The organism is Escherichia sp. MOD1-EC5189 (assembly GCF_002966045.1).
Lineage (GTDB): Bacteria > Pseudomonadota > Gammaproteobacteria > Enterobacterales > Enterobacteriaceae > Escherichia > Escherichia coli_F.
Genome location: NZ_PTRX01000029.1, coordinates 25,656 through 48,221, shown reverse-complemented (window position 1 = coordinate 48,221; position 22,566 = coordinate 25,656). Strand labels below are relative to the sequence as shown.

The following is a 22,566-nucleotide window of genomic DNA, read 5'->3' as shown; positions in this document are numbered from 1 at the left end:
AAGAGCGGATGACGCAGGAAAACGAGATCAAACGTCCCACCCAGGATCTGGAGCACGAGCCGATTAAGCAGTTGGATAATAGCGAGAAAGGCGGCAAAGTTAGCCAGGCGCTGGAAACCGTCACCACTACTGCCGAAAAAGTCCAACGCCAACCGATTATTGCGCACCTGATTCGCGCGACTGAACGCTTTAACGATCGGCTGGGGAATCAGTTTGGTGCGGCTATCACCTATTTCTCATTTTTGTCGATGATTCCGATTTTGATGGTGTCGTTTGCCGCCGCTGGTTTCGTTCTGGCCTCCCATCCGATGTTGCTACAGGATATCTTCGACAAAATTCTGCAAAACATCAGCGATCCGACGCTAGCCGCCACGTTGAAAAACACCATCAACACCGCCGTTCAGCAGCGTACTACCGTAGGGCTTGTCGGCCTGGCGGTGGCGCTTTATTCCGGCATCAACTGGATGGGTAACCTGCGTGAAGCGATTCGCGCTCAATCGCGCGATGTCTGGGAACGTTCGCCACAGGATCAGGAAAAATTTTGGGTTAAATATCTGCGTGATTTTATTTCGCTGATTGGTTTATTGATTGCGCTCATTGTGACGCTTTCGATCACTTCGGTTGCCGGTTCGGCGCAGCAAATGATTATTAGCGCCCTGCACCTGAACAGCATTGAGTGGCTGAAACCAACGTGGCGGTTGATTGGTCTTGCGATTTCCATCTTCGCCAACTATCTGCTTTTCTTCTGGATCTTTTGGCGATTGCCGCGCCACCGTCCGCGCAAAAAAGCGCTAATTCGCGGAACATTTCTTGCTGCTATAGGTTTTGAAGTGATTAAAATCGTGATGACCTACACACTGCCATCGCTGATGAAATCTCCGTCTGGCGCAGCATTTGGCTCCGTGCTGGGACTGATGGCGTTTTTCTACTTCTTCGCTCGTCTGACGCTGTTTTGCGCGGCGTGGATTGCCACCGCCGAATACAAAGACGACCCGAGAATGCCGGGGAAAACGCAGTCTTAAAATATGCCGGATGCAGCGTAACGCCTTATCCGGCCTACGAATTTATTCGGCCTGGCTCCCCGTAGGCCGGATAAAATGCGCCAGCATCGCATCCGGCTATCATGCGCACATAACCACTTAAACTCTTCCCCAGAGCCTTTTCTGTCATCTCTTAGGAGCAAACAATTTCATTCCAACTCATTACTCCAGCATATAAATCCAGTTGGTAACTTTTATTTAACCTAAAACCAGTTTTATCCACCATTTATGAAATTATGTGAAGCATTTCATAGAAGAAAAATCACCAGCTTAAACATTATTCCCTTTTTGGCTGATTTTCGACCAACTCCGCGATTTGTTACACATTGAAATATCACTTTTGCTGTGCGTAATATGGCTATTCGTTAGCCAAAAAATAAGAAAAGATTATGCAAGCAACAGCCACAACACTCGACCACGAGCAAGAATACACGCCGATCAACTCGCGTAATAAAGTCCTTGTCGCCTCTCTCATTGGCACGGCCATTGAGTTCTTCGACTTTTATATTTACGCCACTGCGGCCGTTATTGTGTTTCCGCATATCTTCTTCCCGCAGGGCGATCCTACGGCAGCAACGCTACAGTCGCTTGCCACCTTCGCCATCGCCTTCGTCGCGCGTCCTATTGGCTCTGCCGTCTTTGGTCATTTTGGCGATCGCGTTGGGCGTAAAGCGACGCTGGTCGCCTCGTTGCTAACGATGGGGATTTCGACCGTGGTGATTGGTCTGCTGCCGGGCTATGCCACGATTGGTATTTTCGCCCCGCTGCTGCTGGCACTGGCTCGATTTGGTCAGGGTCTGGGCTTAGGCGGCGAATGGGGCGGAGCGGCGCTGCTGGCAACCGAGAACGCACCACCGCGCAAACGTGCATTGTACGGCTCCTTCCCGCAGCTGGGCGCACCGATTGGCTTCTTCTTTGCCAACGGCACTTTCTTACTGCTTTCCTGGCTACTGACCGACGAGCAGTTTATGAGCTGGGGTTGGCGCGTGCCATTTATCTTCTCGGCGGTGCTGGTCATTATCGGCCTGTATGTTCGCGTGTCGCTGCATGAGTCGCCGGTGTTTGAGAAAGTCGCTAAAGCGAAAAAACAGGTGAAGATCCCGCTGGGTACGCTGCTGACCAAACATGTTCGCGTAACCGTACTGGGTACGTTCATTATGCTGGCAACCTATACGCTGTTTTACATCATGACGGTCTACTCAATGACCTTCAGTACCGCCGCCGCGCCCGTGGGTCTTGGCCTGCCGCGTAACGAAGTATTGTGGATGCTGATGATGGCAGTGATTGGTTTTGGCGTGATGGTGCCAGTCGCCGGACTGCTGGCCGATGCCTTTGGTCGTCGTAAAAGCATGGTAATCATCACCACGCTGATCATCCTGTTCGCGCTGTTCGCCTTTAACCCGCTGCTCGGTTCTGGCAACCCGATTCTGGTTTTTGCCTTCCTGCTGCTGGGGTTAAGTCTGATGGGACTGACCTTCGGGCCGATGGGCGCGCTGTTACCAGAGCTGTTCCCGACAGAAGTGCGTTACACCGGAGCATCGTTCTCTTACAACGTAGCGTCGATTCTCGGGGCTTCCGTTGCGCCGTATATCGCAGCCTGGTTGCAGACTAACTACGGGTTAGGTGCGGTGGGGTTATATCTGGCGGCGATGGCTGGCTTGACCTTAATCGCCCTGCTGCTGACCCATGAGACGCGACATCAATCGTTGTAATAAGAGTGAAAAGCCTGATGCGCTACGCTTATCAGGCCTGAATTCCCATACAATATATTGAATTCGCAAGGATTTGTAGGCCGGATAAGGCGTTCACGCCGCATCCGGCAGTTTCCATCACTTCTTCATCTGCGACAAAATCGTCCGACACTGATTAGCCTCCCCTTCGGAAGGAGAGATCAGCGCCAGTAACGCCGCCGCCGGTGTTACCAGCGTTGCCAGTGCCGCCGCGACGGCTCCGCGAGCAATCAACGGTCCGGCTTTTACCCCAGCCTGCGGATTTTTAAATGTCCCACGCACATACAGCGGCGAACGCAGTGTGATAATGCGAATCCCTTTACTTTCTGGATCGATAGTCAAATCCAGTTGCTCCGAAGCAAAACTTGCCGTGCCGGTAACATTGATCAACGCATTCTCAGTATCAAAAGCAAAAATCTGCGGACGCGCCACACCGTTGGCAATATCCAGATTCGCCGCCGCACAGTTCACCCGCACCTCATCGTCACCAAATATCGCGCCGACAATGTAGTTACCGACATTCAGCCCGACAATCTCCATCAGGTTGCGGCTCACCAGCCCGTCATTCATCAACAGTTTCAGGTTGCCGTTACTGTTGCCTAAAAGCGCCGCCACCGAGTTACCGCTACCGCGTAGTTCCGCGTCACCGTTCATTTCCCCCAGCGTCTTCTGCATCAGTTCTACATCGGGCATCAGTTCTTTCAGTTTCAGCCGACGGGCCTGAATATCAGCCCGTCCTTGCATCGGCTTTTTATCGCCTTCCAGATGAATATTCGCCGCAATGCTGCCTCCCGCCATGCCAAATTTCAGCGGTTGCAGGCGCAGGTCAGCATTTTTGAGGATGATATGAGTAGAAAGATCGCTAATCGGCAAGCTACTACCATGTTCAATGCGCCGACCTTTGAAGCGGACATCGGCATCCATGACGTCCCATTTATCGGTTTCGAAGCGGTCATAAGGCAGCACTTTGCCCGCAGGCTGAACGCTTTTTTCGCCTTTCTTCTGCTCAGACCGTTTCGACTTTTCTGCACCTTTTCCAGAATCAACGCCAATCAATGGCCCTAAATCTGCCAGCCGCAATTGCCGCGATTCGACATCACCTTCCAGTTTTGGCCGTGGCTTGCCGGTGGTGTAGATCAGAGAACCGTGGATATCACTATCGCCAATGCGCCCATTAAAGCCTCGATAATCAAATACCGACGATTTTTCAGTGTCGATTTTCGCGACCAGCCGACCATCGGTTTCAAACGGCGGGGTATCGGGCAGCAGAACGCCCGTCAGTTCATAGAGATCACCCAGCGAATCGCCAGAAAATTTAAGCCGTAAATCGACACCGCCCATCTTCATTGGGTCATTCACGACGCCATCAAAAGCGACGCGAGTATTCCCGGAGCGGAAATCAGCCTGTACCGGAAACGGTGTACCTTCGCCGCGTAGTGCCAGCATACCGCCGATTTTACCTTTGCCCGTGAGCGGTTCACCGTTATAACGTCCCTGCGCCTTCAGACCAAAAACGTAATCGCCCACCTTTTCTTTGTCCGCTATACCTTTCGATCCGGTAACTTCACTGAACGGCAGCGGCTTGCCTAACGGATCGACAAAAATTTCCAGATCCGCTTTGCTTACTTTGTCATCAATGGCGATCCGCCCTTGATCGAACAGAATATTATCCAGCCGAAACGACCATGCCGACGGCTTTGCATTCGTGTCTTTGTTGTCATCGTTGGCGAGATTAAAGGTCCAGTTATTGTTCTTTTCAGAGAGGCGAATCAGGCGCGCGTCGGGCTTTTCGAGCTTGATCCACGGCAACCAGACCGTTTTGGTCAGCAGCGCCAGCGGGGCCAGAGTTGCCTCTACGCGTGGCAAATGCACCATTGTGACTTCGGGAATATCTGGTGGGTTGCCGAGAATGATGTCTTCCGCGTGTATATGGGGCCACGGCACCCAGCTGCGCCAGCCGGTTTCTTGTTTTTGCCGCTCCCACACCACGCCCAGATCGCCACGGATAGCGAATGGACGATTCAACTCCGCAGAGACTTTCTGGTTGATGGTCGGTTTGAGTCGATTCCAGTCAAATGTTGCAATCAAAATGATCGCCACGACAATCAACAACAAGAAAGCCCCTGAAATCGCAGCGGTTATTTTGCCTGCCTTGCTCATCATTCGCTTCCTCATATTTCTTCCTGTGCCAGTCCTAAAGATAGTCCAGCCAGGCAGAAAATGAGGCAGCTTATAGCGCCAGAACTGCCGAATTCAGCGTTTCTATCGGTGCCGGGCGTGAAAGAAACCAGCCTTGTGCGGCAAATGCAGGCGAATTTTGTACATCGCGCCACTCTTCCTGCGTTTCCACACCTTCGACAATCACCCCGCGACAATAGCGATTCATTAGATGTAAAAGCTGAGAAAAGAGCGTGCGTCCTTCCGGCGACTGACGCAGCATCACAAACAGCTCACGGGCGATTTTGATGTAGTCGTAACGTACTTCACTTAGCGCAGAGAAATTTGCCATCCCAGTGCCGAAATCATCCAGCCACAGCGGACCAAATTCACACATCGAGGCAAAGGTTGAGTCTTTTGGCAGGCGGATTTGTTCTACCAGTTCGAAACGCAGCCAGGGAAGATGCTCAATCTGGCGCAGGATTTTTGGTTGCTGACGCAGGGCGATGAGCGTAGGACCATCAATATTGACCGATGCCAGCAGGCCGTGCTCGACAAAGAAGTCGGCATTTTGCGCCAGCAAATCAATCTGCTCTTTCACAACCTCCATCCGATGGCTGACGGTGATTTCAGTAAAATAGCGATCCGGCGGCAGGCGTTGCGAAGGGTTCAAGGGATGCGTGACCACCGTTAATAGCTCCACGGCCATTAACCGCCCGCAGGTTTGATAGATCGGCTGCCAGGTGTAAGCACGCTCACACTGCAACCAAAAACGCCGTTCCTGCAAGCTCTCGATGCTTGCTTCAGGGTTGCTTATTCGCTGGATAACCTGCCTTATCATCAAAGATGTCCTGTGTTTAAAAGTGATGCTGCCCGGACTCGACAAAGATTATCGGCGCGCAAGGGCAGAACTTTACCGACTGGCCGGGTTAAATTTCCCCACTCCACAACGGAATCTTTCAGGAATACGTTCTGGCTCAAAAAAATAATGGAACACTGTTTTAATATGGTTGACCAGCAAACCACCACAGCGCAAACTAACGCTAATTTTTTACAGATCAGGTTCACGACTATGTCCAAAAAGATTGCCGTGATTGGCGAATGCATGATTGAGCTTTCCGAGAAAGGCGCGGACGTTAAGCGCGGTTTCGGCGGCGATACCCTGAACACTTCCGTCTATATCGCCCGTCAGGTCGATCCTGCGGCATTAACCGTTCATTACGTAACGGCGCTGGGAACGGACAGTTTTAGCCAGCAAATGCTGGACGCCTGGCACGGCGAGAACGTTGATACTTCCCTGACCCAACGGATGGAAAACCGTCTGCCGGGCCTTTACTACATTGAAACCGACAGCACCGGCGAACGTACGTTCTACTACTGGCGTAACGAAGCCGCCGCCAAATTCTGGCTGGAGAGCGAGCAATCTGCGGCGATTTGCGAAGAGCTGGCGAATTTCGATTATCTCTACCTGAGCGGGATTAGCCTGGCAATCTTAAGCCCGACCAGCCGCGAAAAGCTGCTTTCCCTGCTGCGCGAATGCCGCACTAACGGTGGAAAAGTGATTTTCGACAATAACTACCGTCCGCGCTTGTGGGCCAGCAAAGAAGAGACACAGCAGATGTACCAGCAAATGCTGGAATGCACGGATATCGCCTTCCTGACGCTGGACGACGAAGACGCGCTGTGGGGTCAACAACCGGTGGAAGACGTCATTGCGCGCACCCATAACGCGGGCGTGAAAGAAGTGGTGGTGAAACGCGGGGCGGATTCTTGCCTGGTGTCCATTGCTGGCGAGGGGTTAGTGGATGTTCCGGCGGTGAAACTGCCGAAAGAAAAAGTGATCGATACCACCGCAGCTGGCGACTCTTTCAGTGCCGGTTATCTGGCGGTACGTTTGACGGGCGCCAGTGCGGAAGACGCGGCGAAACGCGGGCACCTGACCGCAAGTACCGTTATTCAGTATCGCGGCGCGATTATCCCGCGTGAGGCGATGCCGGCGTAAAAGCAGCATATGCAAAAGGCTGGATAAAGTGTTACCCCTCTATCCAGCTCATCCATAAATACCTGATGGTTGTGCTAACTCATCACCATCAGGCATTACTGTGCGGGTGGAATATCCGTCACTTCAGGATGTACGTCATCCGTGGCAACTGAGGTTGTGGCAGCAGTAGTAGATGAGGCCATGATTTGATCCCAGGCCGCCTGCAACGCTTTCATGTTAAATTCTGGCTCGCCTTTCGGCTGCAGAAGAATTAACGCCATATCGTTCGACAACTGCTGGCGCAGATCCTGATTTAACATCTCTACCGTCAGACTATTAAGGAAATCCTGCCGCAATTTCTGATATTGCTCCGGCGCGATATCGACAACCTGATTTTGCAACGAACGCATCCGCTGCCCCATCAAAATATCGGTATCAGCTCGCGCATAGGCGGCAAACAGTTTCTGCAGCTCCAGTTTCTTTTGCGCCACTAACGCATTGAACTCTTCTTCCGGCAGACCTTTATCGCGAACCTTTGCCAGCTCACGCGCAACCAAATTAAGGTTGCTGTTCAGCTTGTCGTTTGGTGACTCGATGTTGATGGCACACTGCGCACGCAGATACAGCACACGGCAGTCAAATCCAAGACCGATGTCTTTGCTGTTACTGGTGCTTAACGCTTGCTGAACGTGCCAGAACAGCGCCTCACGGGCCAGGTCCGCACGCCAGTAGCGCAGCAGTGCGGCTGATTCACGAATTGGCTGCCACGGCGTATCCCACATGATAGATAACCGGTCCTGACGTACCGCATCGGTCATAATACTCACCGCTTCAGGACGCAGCGGAGAAAGCGTCGGCACCGGAGCCGGTGTTTCACGTTTGCCTTTCAGTTCGCCAAACGTTTTGTTGATTTGGTCGACAACCGAGCGCGCATCCACGTTTCCCACCACCAGCAGCGTCATTGCATCCGGGGTGTACCATTTCTGATAGAAATCTTTAATCTTTTCCGCTTCAACGGGTTGTTTCAGCGGATCGGCAGGATCGTGACCTAACAAGGTTGATCCTTTCAGACGATAGCGCCACCAGCCCTCTTTAGTATCGGCAGGCCAGGTTGCCACCATGTCCTGACTTTGCAGCGCGTGGTTGATGGTTTCTGGCGTGATAGTCAGTTTGCCAGTGGCATTTGCCAGATAAGAGAGCGCTTCTTTCAGCAAGTCGTTACGGTTATTGGGCAAACTCAGATTAAACAGCGTGGTGTCATAAGAGACAATTACCGGCGGCATCGGGCGTTTAGGGTCGATCCCCTGCTGCCACAATGAACGCGCCTGTGCTGCGTCAAGGCCACCGCTTTGCGTTAACGCAATACGAGGGATGGCGTGGCTGTAACCGCTCTGTTGTGTACTTTCGGCGAGCGAACCGGTATTAACCAGCAGGCGAATTTCAACGCGATCGCTGGGACGCTGGGGCGTGGTCAGCACTTGCCACTGTAAACCGTTGGAAAGCGTCCCCTGTTGCCATGCTGGATCAGGCTGGAGCGCATCTGCCTGCACATAGCCAGCAGTGGCCATCATCAGCAAACCGCCCGCTAAAAGTCGAATTTTTGTGCCCTGCATGTGAACCCCTGATCAACTATCCTGGTAATAAAAAACTGCCCGTTGTCGGTCAGTCTAAATGACATTAAAAACACTTCGTGTTAGACCGCAAGAACATGAAAATGTCACGGAAGAAGTGAAATAAACCTGAACTCACCCAGGTGGTAAGTTCAGGCACAGGGGTCAATTATGCGCAAACACCCGCACTCGGGGAAGGGAGTGCGGGCATAAGTGGTGAGATTAAGAGGATAATTCGTGCGTTTTGCCATCCGGCGCACGATTATTCAGCACATCGTCCAGTTTTTTGTGGTCCAGTTCTTTCACCCACTTAGCAACAACAATGGTCGCTACGCCGTTACCGACCAGGTTAGTCAGCGCACGAGCTTCTGACATAAAGCGGTCGATACCAAGAATTAGCGCCAGACCCGCTACCGGCAAATGGCCCACCGCAGAGAGCGTCGCTGCCAGCACGATAAAGCCACTACCCGTTACCCCTGCCGCCCCTTTAGAAGAAAGCAGCAACACGATTAACAGCGTGATTTGGTGGACGATATCCATCTGACTGTTAGTGGCCTGGGCGATAAACACCGCCGCCATTGTCAGGTATATCGATGTGCCATCAAGGTTAAACGAGTAGCCTGTCGGGATGACCAGCCCCACCACCGATTTGCGGCAGCCGAGTTTCTCCATCTTGTCGAGCATACGCGGCAGCGCCGACTCGGAAGATGAAGTCCCCAGTACAATCAGCAGTTCTTCACGGATGTAGCGGATAAATTTGAAGATACTGAAACCAGTCGCTTTAGCGATTGAACCCAGTACCAGCACCACAAACAGGATACAGGTGATGTAGAAGCAGATAATCAGCTGCCCCAGTTGCACCAGTGTGCCGACGCCGTATTTACCGATAGTAAACGCCATTGCCCCGAACGCACCAATAGGTGCCAGACGCATGATCATATTGATGATGCCGAAGATGACCTGCGAGAAACTTTCGATCACGTTAAAAATCAGTTGGCCTTTGCTGCCCAGACGGTGGAGCGCAAAACCAAACAGTACGGCAAACAGCAGCACCTGCAGAATGTTACCGCTGGCAAATGCGCCAATGACGCTCGCCGGGATGACATCCATAATGAAGGCGACAATGCCCTGGTCTTTCGCCTGATCGGCGTAAACCGCTACCGCTTTCGCATCAAGCGTTGCCGGATCGACGTTCATTCCGGCACCAGGCTGCACGACGTTAACGATGATAAGACCAATAATCAGCGCGATGGTACTGACAATTTCAAAGTAAAGCAGTGCGACTGCGCCGGTACGACCGACCGCCTTCATGCTTTCCATGCCCGCAATGCCCGTTACGACGGTACAAAAGATGACAGGAGCGATGATCATCTTAATGAGCTTAACGAACCCGTCGCCAAGCGGTTTCATTTGCTCGCCTATTTCAGGGTAGAAATGGCCAAGGAGAATACCAATGGCTATCGCTGTCAGGACCTGAAAGTAAAGGCTTTTAAACAGAGAGGTTTTCATAGGGTGTCCTTTAGTAAAACCACAGGTCTTGTAAGGTTATGGGGTACCTGCGGCCTTAAAATAACACCCAGACAACATCACAGAAATGTACCTGGATCATAATTGAAACAAAAAGGTTAAAAAGTTTGAGCTGGCTCGCACAAACCAGCACTTTTTAAAGTTTTGTAATCAGTTTGGGGTAGCTACTTTTCTTCCAGGTAACTCTCTTCGAAGATTTCAATAGGGAGTGGGCGAGCAAAAAGGAAGCCCTGGGCAATACCAACGCCCGCTTTTGCCAGCCAGTCGCGTTGTGCTTCAGTCTCCACGCCTTCGGCAATCATTTGTAAGTTCAGGCTTTGCGCCAACATGATAATTGCAGCAATCATGCTGCTATCTTCCGGCAAGCCTTCAACAAACATTTTGTCGATTTTTAACACGTCGATTGGCAACGATTTCATATGCTGCAGCTGACGCAGCCCTGCGTAGCCCATGCCGAAATCATCCAGCGCCACCCGAACGCCGGCATTACGCAACGGGCGGAGGATTGCCACCGCTGCATGAGGGTCGTCAATACGTCGGCTTTCTGTCACTTCCAGAATCAGTGTTCCCGGCTGAATGCGATAGCGGGTTAACAGTTCCAGCATATCCGCTACCATATTCGGGTGCATCAGTTGCAGCGCTGAGAGGTTTACCGACAAGGGCAGCATAATGCCGCGCTCTTGCCAGGCAGCCAGCAGTCGACAGGACTCTTCCAGCACCCAGTGACCGACGGTAACCATCAGCCCACAGCACTCAATGCGATCGATTAAGCCATCCGGCAGATCCCAACTGCCATCCGGTTGCTGGATACGCAGTAACACTTCCGCACTGACCAGTTTACCGCTGGTCATCTCGACCTGTGGCTGTAACCAAATCGCAAACTGATGATTTTCCAGTGCATTAAGGATATCGCTCTCTTCCGTCAACCGCTGTTGGGCGGCTTCCATCTGCTGCGGATCAAAGAACTGAATCTGATTCTTACCTTTATGGCGAGCGGTAAATGCCGCAGAAATAGCGCGACTGTAAAGCTGTTCGGCGGTGAGATCGCCGTAGAACATCGCCACGCCAATGCTACAGTGCGGACGGAGTTGAATACGTTCAATCGGCAGGCGCTCGCTCATGATAGTGAGCACTTGCTGACCTAAAGTAATAGCATGCCACGGCTCCTGTACACCGTTGGCAATGACAGCAAAGTCATAACCACTAATCTGCGCGAGGATCATACGTGGCGACAGTACCGATTTGAGTTTTTCCACCAGCGTCAGCAGCAGAATTTCTCGTTGCGCCTCTTTCAGCACGCCCGCAGTATCACGCAGGGTTTCACAGGTGATGATCATCAGCGCGGTGGTTTGTTTACGCGCGACAACCTGCTCCAGCATCTCCATCAGCAAGGCTTTGTTCGGCAAATCCGACACCGGGAAGCGCATCGCATTTTCGTTCTGTTCTTCATAATGGCGCTGCAGCAATTGCTGGTTGAGGTTGTAACTGCGCACCAGCATACCGATTTCATCGTCCTGATGCAGACGTGGTAATGCCAGTTGGTGACCAACAAGCTCCTGGGCTGGGATGGCGTTAAGTTCACGAGCAATATTGCGTAACGGATGCAAAATCAGGCGGTTAATGCACCAGCTAATCGCCACCGTCAATATTAACGACAAAAGTAAGTAAATGGTCACTAACGTTGAGAGGGTGCTCATCACGAACTTATACATGCGGAAGGAATCCGCCTGTAGCACCAGATAGGCAATTGGCTGCGGGTTTGCCGGACGTTCCAGCGAGTAAACGCCCAGCGAGATTTGCACCGGTAGCTCAAACATGCGAGTAACCATTACCGGCACCGGACGCTCTGGAATAAAACTTTTACGCAGCGCCTGGAACTGGTTAGGCAGCACCACATCGGCACGGCTGACCACGCCTGCCGGTTTAATGCTGGCAAGAATAGCTTCCGCTTCGGGAATATCGCCTTTCAAAATGGCAGAAGATAAGGGTTCGCGGACAGAGCGAGCAATGCTTTCCAGTTGCGTAGCCGTGTTATAGCGATTCTGCTGGACCAGATGGAACAGCAAAACGGTGCAAAAAATAAAAACGAACACCAAGACAACGGCTGCCACCATTGCCATCTGCTTGATTGTTAACGAGCGACTTACGCGCAAATTGTCTCCCCCCGGAAATCCCAGATTGCCGCCCGAGTATACCCGATCGCAGCGGCATTAAGAGAGGCGCTATCTGAAAACTTACCAGTCGGCGTAAGGTATCAGCGGCTGCGGCGGTAAATCCATGTCACCCTGCCATCCGGCGGCGGAATAACGTACGTAGAGCAGGAAATGGCTGGGCGCGTAATCCTTCGCTTGCTGGATATCAATTGCCGTACCGACAAACCAGTTGGATGTGACGCGACGCTCAAGTAATGCCCGCGCCGTATAGCCAAAGCCCTGACTGCTGCCGCCATCGTTGGATTGCCGCGCAGCTTCTTCCTGCCAGTCAGTCGGGATCAGATTCATCAGCGGATACCGCGGCATGGTTTTGGTGCGCGAATGCGACCACGAACCAGACGCCCCCAGCTCCCACGACCAGTTTTCTGTCCGTTCACGCCACATCACCGGAATAGCAAACGACAGGTATTCCTGCGGGCTGTAGTAACCGCCCTGACCGAGTGAGTACCCACTCAGGTCTTTGTCGTAATGCCAGATCATGTTGTTCAGGCCAATGGTCACACGGCGATTATTCTGGTTGATGACCTTATAGTAATAGCCCGTCATCCAGCGCACGCGCCAGTTATCTTCGACATTTTTACCGGTTAACTGGTCACCGCTAAGCGATGCCCAGACGCCGTTTGCTTCACCTTTATCGTAGCTCAGGCTTAGCCCCACGCCGTCGGCACGCACGCCACCCCATTTTTTCCCGGTATTGCTCGGGGAGTCTTTTTGCCCGCCAAAGGCCAGCAAAGAACTGGAAATGGGCCGACGATGGGCGTTAACGGTGTAACCCAGCGGCCCGATATCATCACTGTAACTGATGCCGCCGACCACATCCACCACGTTGAAGCCCATCGGCGTGGTGCCGATATCCCAGCTCCAGACGTCATTTCGCCAGCCGACCGCCACGCTGGCACCGGAATCCGACTGGCTGCGGTTGCCGCTACAGTCCTGTAATGTACAAGTGCCCCAGTTGTCATCCCATTTGCCATCGGCATTAGTGGAGAAACTGCCGACGTTCATATTGACGAAATCACTGCGAAAGAACATCCGCCCGTCAGAATAGGGCGCATCCACCTGCAACATGGTAGTGTGCGCTTTCAGATCGGAGTAACCACCGGTGCCGCTCGACCCCCAGTAATCGTGCTCGAGGGTGACGTTAAGATCCTGCTGGCGATAGAGGTCCGCTGCATCGCTGCGCACGCCGCGTTTCAGCCAGTCATCTTTCTCGTCGTTACGGGTCAGCCGGGTAAAGGTGTCGTTATCCTGCGGACGCGTCGTGGTCACACCGGATGCGACCATCGCGTCTTTGTAGGTTTCCAGCGCCTGCGTTGGATCGCCCGCCTGCGCTTCAAACTTCGCACCGTCGCGCAGTACCATCGCGCTTTCCATCGACGGTGGCTGAGATTTTGCCTGCGGGATCAGCTTGTTAAATGTCTGCTGCGCCGCTGCGGTATCGCCAAGCTGCGCCTGCGCCAGCGCCACGCGCCGCTGTGTGTTCAGGGAGGCGTTATCGGTGGCAGGCAGTTTCGCCAGTTGGCTACGTGCCGCCGCTTTGTCACCGGCAGCGATATCCACTTCCGTCAGGCCAAGAATGGCATCAGCGTTAGTTGGCTCCCGCGTCAGGACATTCTGATATGCAGCACGGGCAGCAGCGTAATCACGTCGTTGTTGCGCCCAGTCAGCCAGCGTCAGATCAATACGCGAGGAAGGCGGTTGCTGGCGCAGCATCGCTTCTGCTTCTGCCTCTTTACCGTTTTCTCGCAGGCGATTAGCGGTTTCCAGCACCTGGTCGCTTTGCAGCCGATTAACCAGCTCCTGAATATTGCTGTTCCACTGCGCGCGCGGCAGGCTGTTGATATGCGCCAGTGCCGCTCTGTCCTGGTCGTGACCTGAGAGGTACAGCCCGTAAGCGTAAACCTGCTCCGGGTCGTTCGGCTTCTGCTGCGCGAGATTGCGCATTAACGTATCGGCCTGGCTGCGTTGTCCGGCCTGCCAGAGATCCTGCGAAAGTCGGTAAGTAATCCATACACTGCCGGGGTCCAGTGCCAGTCGTTGCCGCTGAAGTGCTGCTGCCTGCGCCCATTTGCCCTGGTTTTCCAGTGCCTCTGCCTGCTGTGCCAGACGATCGTTTTGCAGGCTGCGTTCGATATCATCAATGCTGCGCCGCTGACTGGCAGAGAGCGAGGCGATAAACGCTTCGGCTTTTTCTGGCGACTGCTGGCGGTAAATATTCGCCAGCCCGCGCACGGCGTTAGTGTTGCTACTGTCCATACGCAGCGTCTGCTGGTAATAGCGTTCGGCGGCAGGGTAATCTTTGCGCGCCATCGCCACATCGCCCAGCCCAAGCACTGCATAGCTGTCAGTATTATCAACGTTACGCGCCTGCTGGAACAGGCGTTCTGCCCGGTCAGGATTATTGGCTTTCAGCGCGGCATCACCCTGCTGGATCGCCAGCCAGTAGCGGTTTACTTTCAGCAGACTGTTCCATTTGTCGTTGTTGCTGCTGTGCGGGTCCAGTGCGAGGGCTTTTTCCAGATTCGCCACCGCATTGGCGCGATCGCCTTTCTGAGAATACGCCTGGCCCAGCGCCCCCAGTGCCTCACTGTCTTTCGGGTTCGCCCGCACTGCCTGTTGTAGTTCGGGAATGGCTTTACCCGCCATGCCAGAGTCCACCGCCGCTAAACCTTGCGCACGAGCGCGGAAAGCAGGGTCGGCCAGCTGTTTTTGCTGTTCTGCCAGTTGCGATTGTGCAGCAGCTACGCTGTCGCCATCGCTAAAGATAGAGAGATATTTTTTCAGCGCCGACACACTGGCATCGCTGACGGGCATGTCTTTAATCTGCCCGTACCAGATTTTAGAGGCTCCCTCGCGCCCGGCGTTCGATTTCGCCATCTGCTCCAGTACAGCAAAACCTTCATCACGGCGATCGCTACTAAACAGCAATAGCGCCAGATTGTTTTGCAGGCCTGTATTGCCTGGGGTATCCGCATTGATGCGTTTTAGCTGATTAATCGCTTCGCCACGGCGAGCCGGAATTTTCGCCACCGTACTCCAGTACTCGACGGCAATATCACCTTCTGGCGGCGCACCGTTGAACAGCTTGTTGTAACTCGCCACGGCCTCTTCCGCATGACCGGTAGTCGCCTGCAATCGTGCCTGTTGCAGTGCCTGACGACCATCCGGCGTGGAAAGCAACATTGTGGTCCGCGACGATTTATACGCATTTGAACTCGGCGCTAACTGCGACAGCCGATCGAGCTGTTTTTGCGCGCCATCAATATCGCCCTGACGTAACAGAGAACGGAAACGGGCGGCAACGACGTCCGGGTTATTCGGATCAATAAGTTCCAGCCGATACAACGACTGTTGCACCAGGTCTTCACGATGGGTCGCTTCGCCTAACCGAACTTGCTCCAGCAACTGTTGCTGAGCGGTTGGTGCTGCCTCGACCATCGGCATGACGGCCAGACCGAGGGAAAGCGTGAATATGTTTAGTGTGAATTTGCGCATTCCTGGCCCCAGTCAGGTAATAACTCACCTTTTGTCGAGAAGCGGAAACGGTGTTGATCCCAGCCTTGTCCAAACAGGGTCAGCACATAGTTGTAATAGGCATCGCTGCCGGGAAAGTTATCGGCCACGCGCTGGCGCTGAACGGCCTGTGCATCGCGGTTTTGTAAAAAGGGCAGCATGGCGGCAGAAAAACCGACCGGTCCTTTACCCTGCGCTTTCCCCGTAGCCACATCGACTTTTTCCGGCGGATAGCCGTTTTTCTCGGTGAATGTCGCCATCGGTTTAAACCGGTTGAGCATCCGCGCTTTTTGCGGATCGCTGTCAGGCATCATGCCTACCCACATGTAAACACGGATAGCGTCGTAGCTGCTGATCAATGTTTTTTCGGCTTTTAGCTGCCAGCCTTTGTCTTTCTCATAGCGCACCCAGTCTGGTGAAAAGCCTTTCGGGGCGGTTTCCAGCAATAAACGTTGATTGGTTTCGCGCAGCGTAGTCCACGGCGCGCCAAAGCGGGTGAAATACTGCGCCAGCGTCGGCGGCAGGTAGCTGGGGTTAAAACGCCAGCTGTTATCCTCAGCAAATCCCACTTTGCCCGGCAACAACATGGAACCCAGCCCAGGCACCGTCACCACTTCCTCCCGCGCAATACGTTTTAACAACGCGCTGCCGATGTCGGTATAACGCTGCTCTTTCCACAAACGCCCCGCCTCCAGCAACGACCAGGCCATCCAGACATCACCATCAGAGGCCGAATTGCTGTCCAGCACTTCCCACTTACTGTTCTCTTTCTTGCCCCACAGCCAGGCGGGCAAATGTTCTTTTAAAGAACCCTGAGCGAGATTGTTCTGTGTCCAGTCGAGAATATTATCGAAAGCTGCACGGTCGTTAGCCGCCAGGGCAAAGAACATGCCGTAACTTTGCCCTTCGGAGGTGGTGATTTTGCGCGCGTCGCTGGGGTCGATGACGCGCCCTTCCTGACTGATGTAATCCTTTTTGAACTGCTCCCAGGCAGGCCAGTTGCAGGCAGCCTGAACACTAAAGGCAGCCAGCAGCAGCATCGTCACGAGTCCACTACGCAACACATTCATCTTCAATTACTCGTTATCCGGGTTAAGACGACGACGGCTGATAATACGCAGCAAACGCCACAGTACCCAGGCCAGCAGCACGACGCTGATTGCCGCCAGCACCGCCAGCAGAATCGGATGGTTTGCCAGCGCATACCATAAGCGTTCGAACCACGGCAGATGGCCAACGTAATAGACGTCGCCAACACGCAGGCTATTGATACCGGACTCGCGGATCACCGCGACCGAGCCGAACATGGTGGCACGTTTGCCGCTATCGTTCACCGCATCGTTAAGCATTTTATAACCGCGTGGGCTATCTGCCAGCAGCGCAATCACGCTACGCTGGTCGTTATACGGCGACTGGAAGCCAATCACCGCTGCCATCGCACCGGAAGAGGTCAGCGTTGATTGAGTTTCTGCCGCGCGATCGCTCTCGTCCGGCACAATGCCGGGGAACGGGGTCTGGCGCATCGGCGTTTTCACCCAGCTTTCGGTCGCCTGCACCAACAGGTCGATCTGCTTGTCGTCTTTCAGTTTGTCCGGGATACCACCGATGATCATGATGTCGGCATCTTTGCCCTGAATGGTGCTGCCATCATCGGTCACCGTCAGGTTAATCGCCGGGAAGCCCGTCTGCGCACCGATAAAGCCAACGGTATTCAGCAAGGTTTCCATCTGTGCTTCGTTAGGCGCTTTCGGCATCACGGTGATGGTTTGTGACAGATCCGCCATCCGGCTGAACGGGAAGCCCGCGTTAGCAAAGGCGCGTAGATCCGGCATCGGGATGAAGTGGTAATACTTCGAGAAGTCGATGGTGGAGTCGTCACCAATCACCACATGATTCTGCACCGGCTGGAAGGTAATGCAGTTATCCACCGAACCGCCCGGCATCGGGTTCATATACTCAAAGTCGAAGCGCAGCTGGTTGGTCGCGCCCAGTTTCAGCGCCGGAATAGAGACATCCGTTTTGCCATCCAGCAGACCTTGTAATACCGGAATACGCAGCAGCAGGCGGTTCGCCTCCTGTTTACTGCTCAGGTTGAAGGATTGCAGGAACTGGTTATTCAGGCTGATATCCATCCGCGAACTGTCTTTCACCGGCGGCATGGTGTAGCGATAGTTGATATCCATATCAATGCCGGTACTGCGCATCAGGTAGAGATCCGGCGGCAGGTTTAGCGAAACGTTAATCGCTGCTGGCTCAAGACCGCTGGATTGTAACTGTTCTTCATAGGTTTTCAGTTCACCAAAGGTGACCGGACGATCGGTACGCACCCAGTTCGGCGCATCGTACGGCTTACGCGGTAGCAGCGGTTTCACTTCATTCACTACCACGCTTTCACCACGGAACAGAATGTTACCCTGAGCGATACCTTTCGCTGCCTGCAACAGGTCTTTGTCGTCACGACCAAAGACCACCAGCAGTTTGACGTAAGGATTCTGTGGATGGTTGATCATCTCAATCACCGGGGCTTTTACCGCCGGATGATCGCGCAGGAAGTCCGGGCGTTTGTCATTAGTGGCAAAAACGATGGCATTGCGATCCGGCAGTTGGTTATAGAGCACCGGGAAGTTCTGCCCACGCCAGCCAGAACGCGAACCAAACCACGAGGCGACAATGGCAGATGCTTGTTGCAGCCCAACATCCGGCGCACCCGCAAAGACCATCGGCAAGGTGTTGGTGCGGTTATCACGCGGGTCAAAGAATGGTACCGGGAAGTGTGACAGATCATTCTTCACATTCAGGGTCTGATAGGTCAGATCCAGTCCACTGCTCCGCCCAACATCCAGCCAAAGCGTGGTGCTGGCCGGGTTTTCGCACACGTCCTGATAATGACCGACAAACTCCAGCCGCACACGGTTGAAGTCGGTAATAAACAGTGGGTTAATTGGCATTTGTGCCAGCGTTTTTTTACCCAACTGTTCTTTGGTCACTGGCAGCACGCCCATCAGTTCATCATTGAGATAAACCTTTAACTGCGACTGGACAGGCAGTAACGATGGCGATGGCGTGTATTCGAGGTTGAGCATCGCCTTCGTCACCACTTCATCGCTGCGCATACCAAACTCAATGCTGCCGTTCGGGTTAATGCCACGTAGCACCATGCTGCCCGGCGGTGGCGCAATTTGCGCAAAGGTCAGCTTCACATCACGCGAAGGACCGTTCTGCGCCACGATGGGGGCATCAGCGCCCTGCACGCCCGGCATCACTTGCCCCACCTGCGGATTTTGTTCCGTCTGGGCGGCTACAGCTGGCTCAGCATTGATCAGTGGTTGCGTTGCTGGCGTCGCCTGCGTCATGAAAGAGGGGAACGCACTCATCCCCATAGCCACTGCACAAATCCAGAATAGTTTTCTTTTCATCGCGTTGTCATCATTGTTGAGCCAAAGCCTGATCCGATGGTTGTGCCGTTTCGCTCCGCGCCGGGCGGCGCGGAATAAACGATACAACCCAGGAAACCAGAGAAGTCAGCACACGGAAAATGCCCTTCACCGAAGAAGGCGCAAACTCCGCCAGATGGCGGTAGCCACGGAAGCCGAGCTTCAGAATATCCAGCAGACTTTCCAGCGGCTTATCTTCCGGGTAACTGTCCTGCCAGAGCGCCCATGTATCCGCACGGGCAAACGTACACTGCACAAAATCGATATGTTGCTGGGTGGTGAGCGGCATTAATTTCAGCCCAACTTCATTACCCATCACGCGCGCCACCTGGGCCGGGAAGACGTATTCTTGCTGACCGCGTTTAAGCAACAGATTCACTTTCTGCCCTTCCAGAATCTGTGCCTGACCGTTGATCTTGATCCCCAAACCACCGTCGGAGAAATCCTGAACGGTACACGAGAAGAGGTGACCATCTTCGCGGGCAATTGCCGCGGGCATCGTCATCTCCACGCGGTGCGATCGGCGAACCTGTTTGCTTTCTACCGATACCGCTACCGCACCACCGAGAATAATCAGGTTGTAGAACACCCACACCATACTGACGATGACAGTGAGCATCTCGGTTGGCGGGCCGTAGAAGTAACGCCAGATACCGACCGCAATACCGACCAGGTTGAGCAATACCAGGAAAATGTAGGGCCGTGAGATCACCCAGTCGACGTACTCTTCTTCCACCAGTCCACCTTTGGCGGTGACGTTAAATTTGCCTTTGTGCGGGTTAATCAGCGCCACCAGCGTCGGTGGTGCGATATACCACGCCAGCACCGTTTCGTAGATTTCACTCCAGAAAGAGTGGCGATATTTGCCCTGGATCTTCGAGTTGGTCAGGCTGGCGTGAATCATATGCGGCAGCACGAACAGGGCGATCATCAACGCTGGCGCATAGATGATGTAGGCATGCAGCAGCAGGAACGCCAGCGGCGCAGTCAGGAAGATCAGTCTTGGAATGCCCGACAAGAAATGGAACATGGCGTTGACGTAGCACAGCCGCTGAGCAAACTTCAGCCCTTTACCGGTGAGCGGGTTATCAAGACGGAAGATTTGCACCATCCCCCGCGCCCAGCGAATACGTTGGCCGATATGCGCCGACAGACTTTCGGTCGCCAGCCCCGCCGCCTGTGGAATACGCATATACGCTGAAGTGTAGCCACGACGGTGCAGACGCAGAGAAGTATGCGCATCTTCGGTTACCGTTTCGACGGCAATACCGCCAATCTCATCCAGCGGCTTACGACGAATCACCGCACAGGAACCGCAGAAGAAAGTGGCATCCCACATATCATTGCCGTCCTGCACCAGACCATAAAACAGCGTGCCTTCGTTTGGCGTTTTACGAAAACGCCCCAAGTTACGTTCAAACGGATCCGGTGAGAAGAAGTGGTGCGGCGTCTGCATCATCGCCAACTGTTTTTCTTTCAGGAACCAGCCCATGGTCATTTGCAGGAATGAGCGCGTCGGCACGTGGTCGCAGTCGAAAATCGACACGAACTCGCCTTTGGCATATTTCAGCGCATTGTTGATGTTCCCCGCTTTCGCATGTTCATGAGTGGTACGGGCGATATATTTCACCCCCACGTTTTGTGCAAACTGGCGAAACTCTTCCCTGCCGCCGTCATCGAGGATCCAGATGTTCAGCTTGTCTTTCGGCCAGTCGATACCCAGCGAGGCGTAAATCGTATTTTTCACCACGTTGAGATCTTCGTTGTAAGTCGGGACAAAGATATCCACCGACGGCCACAGCGACATATCTTTCGGCAATGGCACCGGCTGACGATTCAGCGGCCATACCACCTGAAAGTATCCGAGCACCAGCACAATCCACGCGTACGTTTCGGCGAACAGCAGAATAAGCCCGCACACCAGGCTGACCGGATCGTCCCAGTTCAGCGTAGAGGTGTAGCGCCACCAGATATAACGGCAAGAAACAGTCAGCGACAGCACAATCAACATTAGCGCCGAGAAGCGCCCCGGCATCCGCCGTACGATCAGCGCTACACCCCACAGCAGCATCAGGAAGATAAACTGCGCCAGCGGGTTAAACGGCTGGGTAACGCAGATTAACGCCAGAATCAGCGAGAAGGTGACGATGATACCGAGGATCAACCGCCGCGCCCCGGCGCTCAAATGGCCGAGTTCTTTTTTCTCATCGAGATGCTGTGTTTTATGGCTAACGCGCTCAGGCAGCTCGTTCATCCATTGATGGTAACGTCCACGAATATTCTGCAGACCTGAAAATGTCCGCCTGCGCGGTTTCGGCGTTTCTTTGCGCGATGTACCGATCAGTAACCAGCATGTTTGAATGAGATAACGGACCGGGTCCAGCGGACGCGGACGCGAGGCGTTGATATGCGGATACAGGTTTTTATGTTCTGCGCGAATACGCTGCCAGCGCGGGTGCTCCAGCGGAATAAAAATCCAGGCCAGGATCAACCAAAAACAGCCGAGCGTCGCGCTGAAAGCCGACGCGCCGTGACGACGATAATCGCGATAACGCCCGATAAGCCGCGCGTTGACCGGCGGGATAAGCAACCACCGGGTCAGGATACTCATGATGCACTCCCGACTGGCGTTTTCAGCCCGGAATAGTTCAACAGGCACCAGTTAGCCAGCGTCAGTATCTCTTCAGCCGCCAGCGCATCACTGCGGTATTCACCGACTGGTTGCTTAGCCGCCAGGCATTGAGCCATCGCTTCATCACGATGAATGAGCATTGGCAGTAATCGGCGCTGGCTTTGCAACCAAAGCTGGTAAATATCATCCTGAACCTGACTGCCGATACGGAAGTCATTAATCAAAATATGCGCGCCATCCGGCAGCGCCTGCTGATGCAGCCGGATATGGCAGTTGGCATCCACATTGACGATTGCCAGCGAGTGATCGCACAAACTCAGCAGCTGGTGGGTTATCTGCGAGGCATCACGCGGTAAGTCGATTAAAATCCACTGGTAACGCCCGCTGGCTTTTAGTTGCTGTAAGCCGGAGCAAATATCGCTCAGCCGGGTTTGCCAGTGCTGTGGATTTTCTTGTTCTTCAATGGATAACTGACCAAAAGGCAGCAAATCGAGTTGCGAGGTATAGCGCAACCCGGCGTCACGCCAGTCCTGACCGTCCAGCATGGCTCTGGCCCAGCCCTGACGGTGGGTAAAATCAACGTTAAATGACAGGCGCAACAAGTTGTCCGGGCAGGCATCGACCACCAGGACATCTTCTCCCAACATTTGTAATGACCAGGCTAATGCGGCAGTGATGGTTGTTGTTCCCACGCCTCCCCGCACCCCCTGCAATCCCAGTACGGCCATT

The 22,566-nt window shown here is 53.8% G+C and carries 13 protein-coding genes; 3 read left to right on the top strand and 10 right to left on the bottom strand.

Annotated elements, in window-relative coordinates:
• Positions 1-8: 8 nt before the first annotated feature.
• Together yhjD and ATB02_RS20635 are read left to right on the top strand one after the other, a co-directional pair.
• Positions 9-1,022: an inner membrane protein YhjD gene (gene yhjD, locus ATB02_RS20640; RefSeq protein WP_000191251.1), complete on the top strand. Its 1,014-nt coding sequence runs from the start codon at positions 9-11 to the stop codon at positions 1,020-1,022.
• Positions 1,023-1,429: 407 nt separating this feature from the next.
• Entirely contained in the window at positions 1,430-2,752 is a 1,323-nt protein-coding gene (locus tag ATB02_RS20635) for an MFS transporter (protein WP_001149003.1), read from the top strand.
• 117 nt (positions 2,753-2,869) lie between these two features.
• Here ATB02_RS20635 and ATB02_RS20630 read toward each other — a convergent pair whose 3' ends face one another.
• Positions 2,870-4,930 (bottom strand): AsmA family protein, encoded by a 2,061-nt coding sequence (locus ATB02_RS20630; protein WP_105272163.1) that lies wholly within the window; start codon positions 4,928-4,930, stop codon positions 2,870-2,872.
• A 70-nt stretch (positions 4,931-5,000) separates the two neighbouring features.
• Positions 5,001-5,768, bottom strand: coding sequence for a cyclic-guanylate-specific phosphodiesterase (gene pdeH, locus ATB02_RS20625; RefSeq protein WP_105272162.1), 768 nt, complete (start codon positions 5,766-5,768; stop codon positions 5,001-5,003).
• A gap of 231 nt (positions 5,769-5,999) precedes the next feature.
• On the opposite strand from pdeH, the gene kdgK reads away from it, so the two are divergent.
• Positions 6,000-6,929 carry a 2-dehydro-3-deoxygluconokinase gene (gene kdgK, locus ATB02_RS20615; protein ID WP_105272161.1) on the top strand — a complete coding sequence of 310 codons (930 nt, stop codon included), beginning with the start codon at positions 6,000-6,002 and terminating at the stop codon, positions 6,927-6,929.
• A gap of 95 nt (positions 6,930-7,024) precedes the next feature.
• Here the strand turns inward: kdgK and ATB02_RS20610 are convergent, their stop codons facing one another.
• The 8 genes from ATB02_RS20610 to bcsQ all read right to left on the bottom strand — a co-directional run bounded on the left by ATB02_RS20610 (position 7,025) and on the right by bcsQ (position 22,565).
• Positions 7,025-8,521: a M16 family metallopeptidase gene (locus ATB02_RS20610; protein WP_105272160.1), complete on the bottom strand. Its 1,497-nt coding sequence runs from the start codon at positions 8,519-8,521 to the stop codon at positions 7,025-7,027.
• A 219-nt stretch (positions 8,522-8,740) separates the two neighbouring features.
• On the bottom strand, positions 8,741-10,027 hold the full coding sequence (gene dctA, locus ATB02_RS20600) for a C4-dicarboxylate transporter DctC (protein WP_000858214.1): 1,287 nt from the start codon (positions 10,025-10,027) through the stop codon (positions 8,741-8,743).
• 182 nt (positions 10,028-10,209) lie between these two features.
• On the bottom strand, positions 10,210-12,198 hold the full coding sequence (gene hmsP, locus ATB02_RS20590; RefSeq protein WP_001266333.1) for a biofilm formation regulator HmsP: 1,989 nt from the start codon (positions 12,196-12,198) through the stop codon (positions 10,210-10,212).
• Positions 12,199-12,279: 81 nt separating this feature from the next.
• Entirely contained in the window at positions 12,280-15,753 is a 3,474-nt protein-coding gene (gene bcsC, locus ATB02_RS20585) for a cellulose synthase complex outer membrane protein BcsC (protein WP_105272159.1), read from the bottom strand.
• Complete coding sequence (gene bcsZ, locus ATB02_RS20580) at positions 15,735-16,841, bottom strand: cellulose synthase complex periplasmic endoglucanase BcsZ (protein ID WP_001353587.1); 1,107 nt, start codon at positions 16,839-16,841, stop codon at positions 15,735-15,737. The genes bcsC and bcsZ overlap by 19 nt, the downstream gene beginning before the upstream one ends.
• Before the next feature lie 6 nt (positions 16,842-16,847).
• Positions 16,848-19,187 (bottom strand): cellulose biosynthesis cyclic di-GMP-binding regulatory protein BcsB, encoded by a 2,340-nt coding sequence (bcsB, locus tag ATB02_RS20575; protein ID WP_105272158.1) that lies wholly within the window; start codon positions 19,185-19,187, stop codon positions 16,848-16,850.
• Positions 19,188-19,197: 10 nt separating this feature from the next.
• Positions 19,198-21,816, bottom strand: coding sequence for a UDP-forming cellulose synthase catalytic subunit (gene bcsA / locus ATB02_RS20570; RefSeq protein ID WP_032185390.1), 2,619 nt, complete (start codon positions 21,814-21,816; stop codon positions 19,198-19,200).
• Positions 21,813-22,565: a cellulose biosynthesis protein BcsQ gene (gene bcsQ / locus ATB02_RS20565; protein WP_032185391.1), complete on the bottom strand. Its 753-nt coding sequence runs from the start codon at positions 22,563-22,565 to the stop codon at positions 21,813-21,815. Before bcsQ ends, bcsA begins: the two co-directional genes overlap by 4 nt.
• Between the last annotated feature and the right edge of the window lies 1 nt (position 22,566).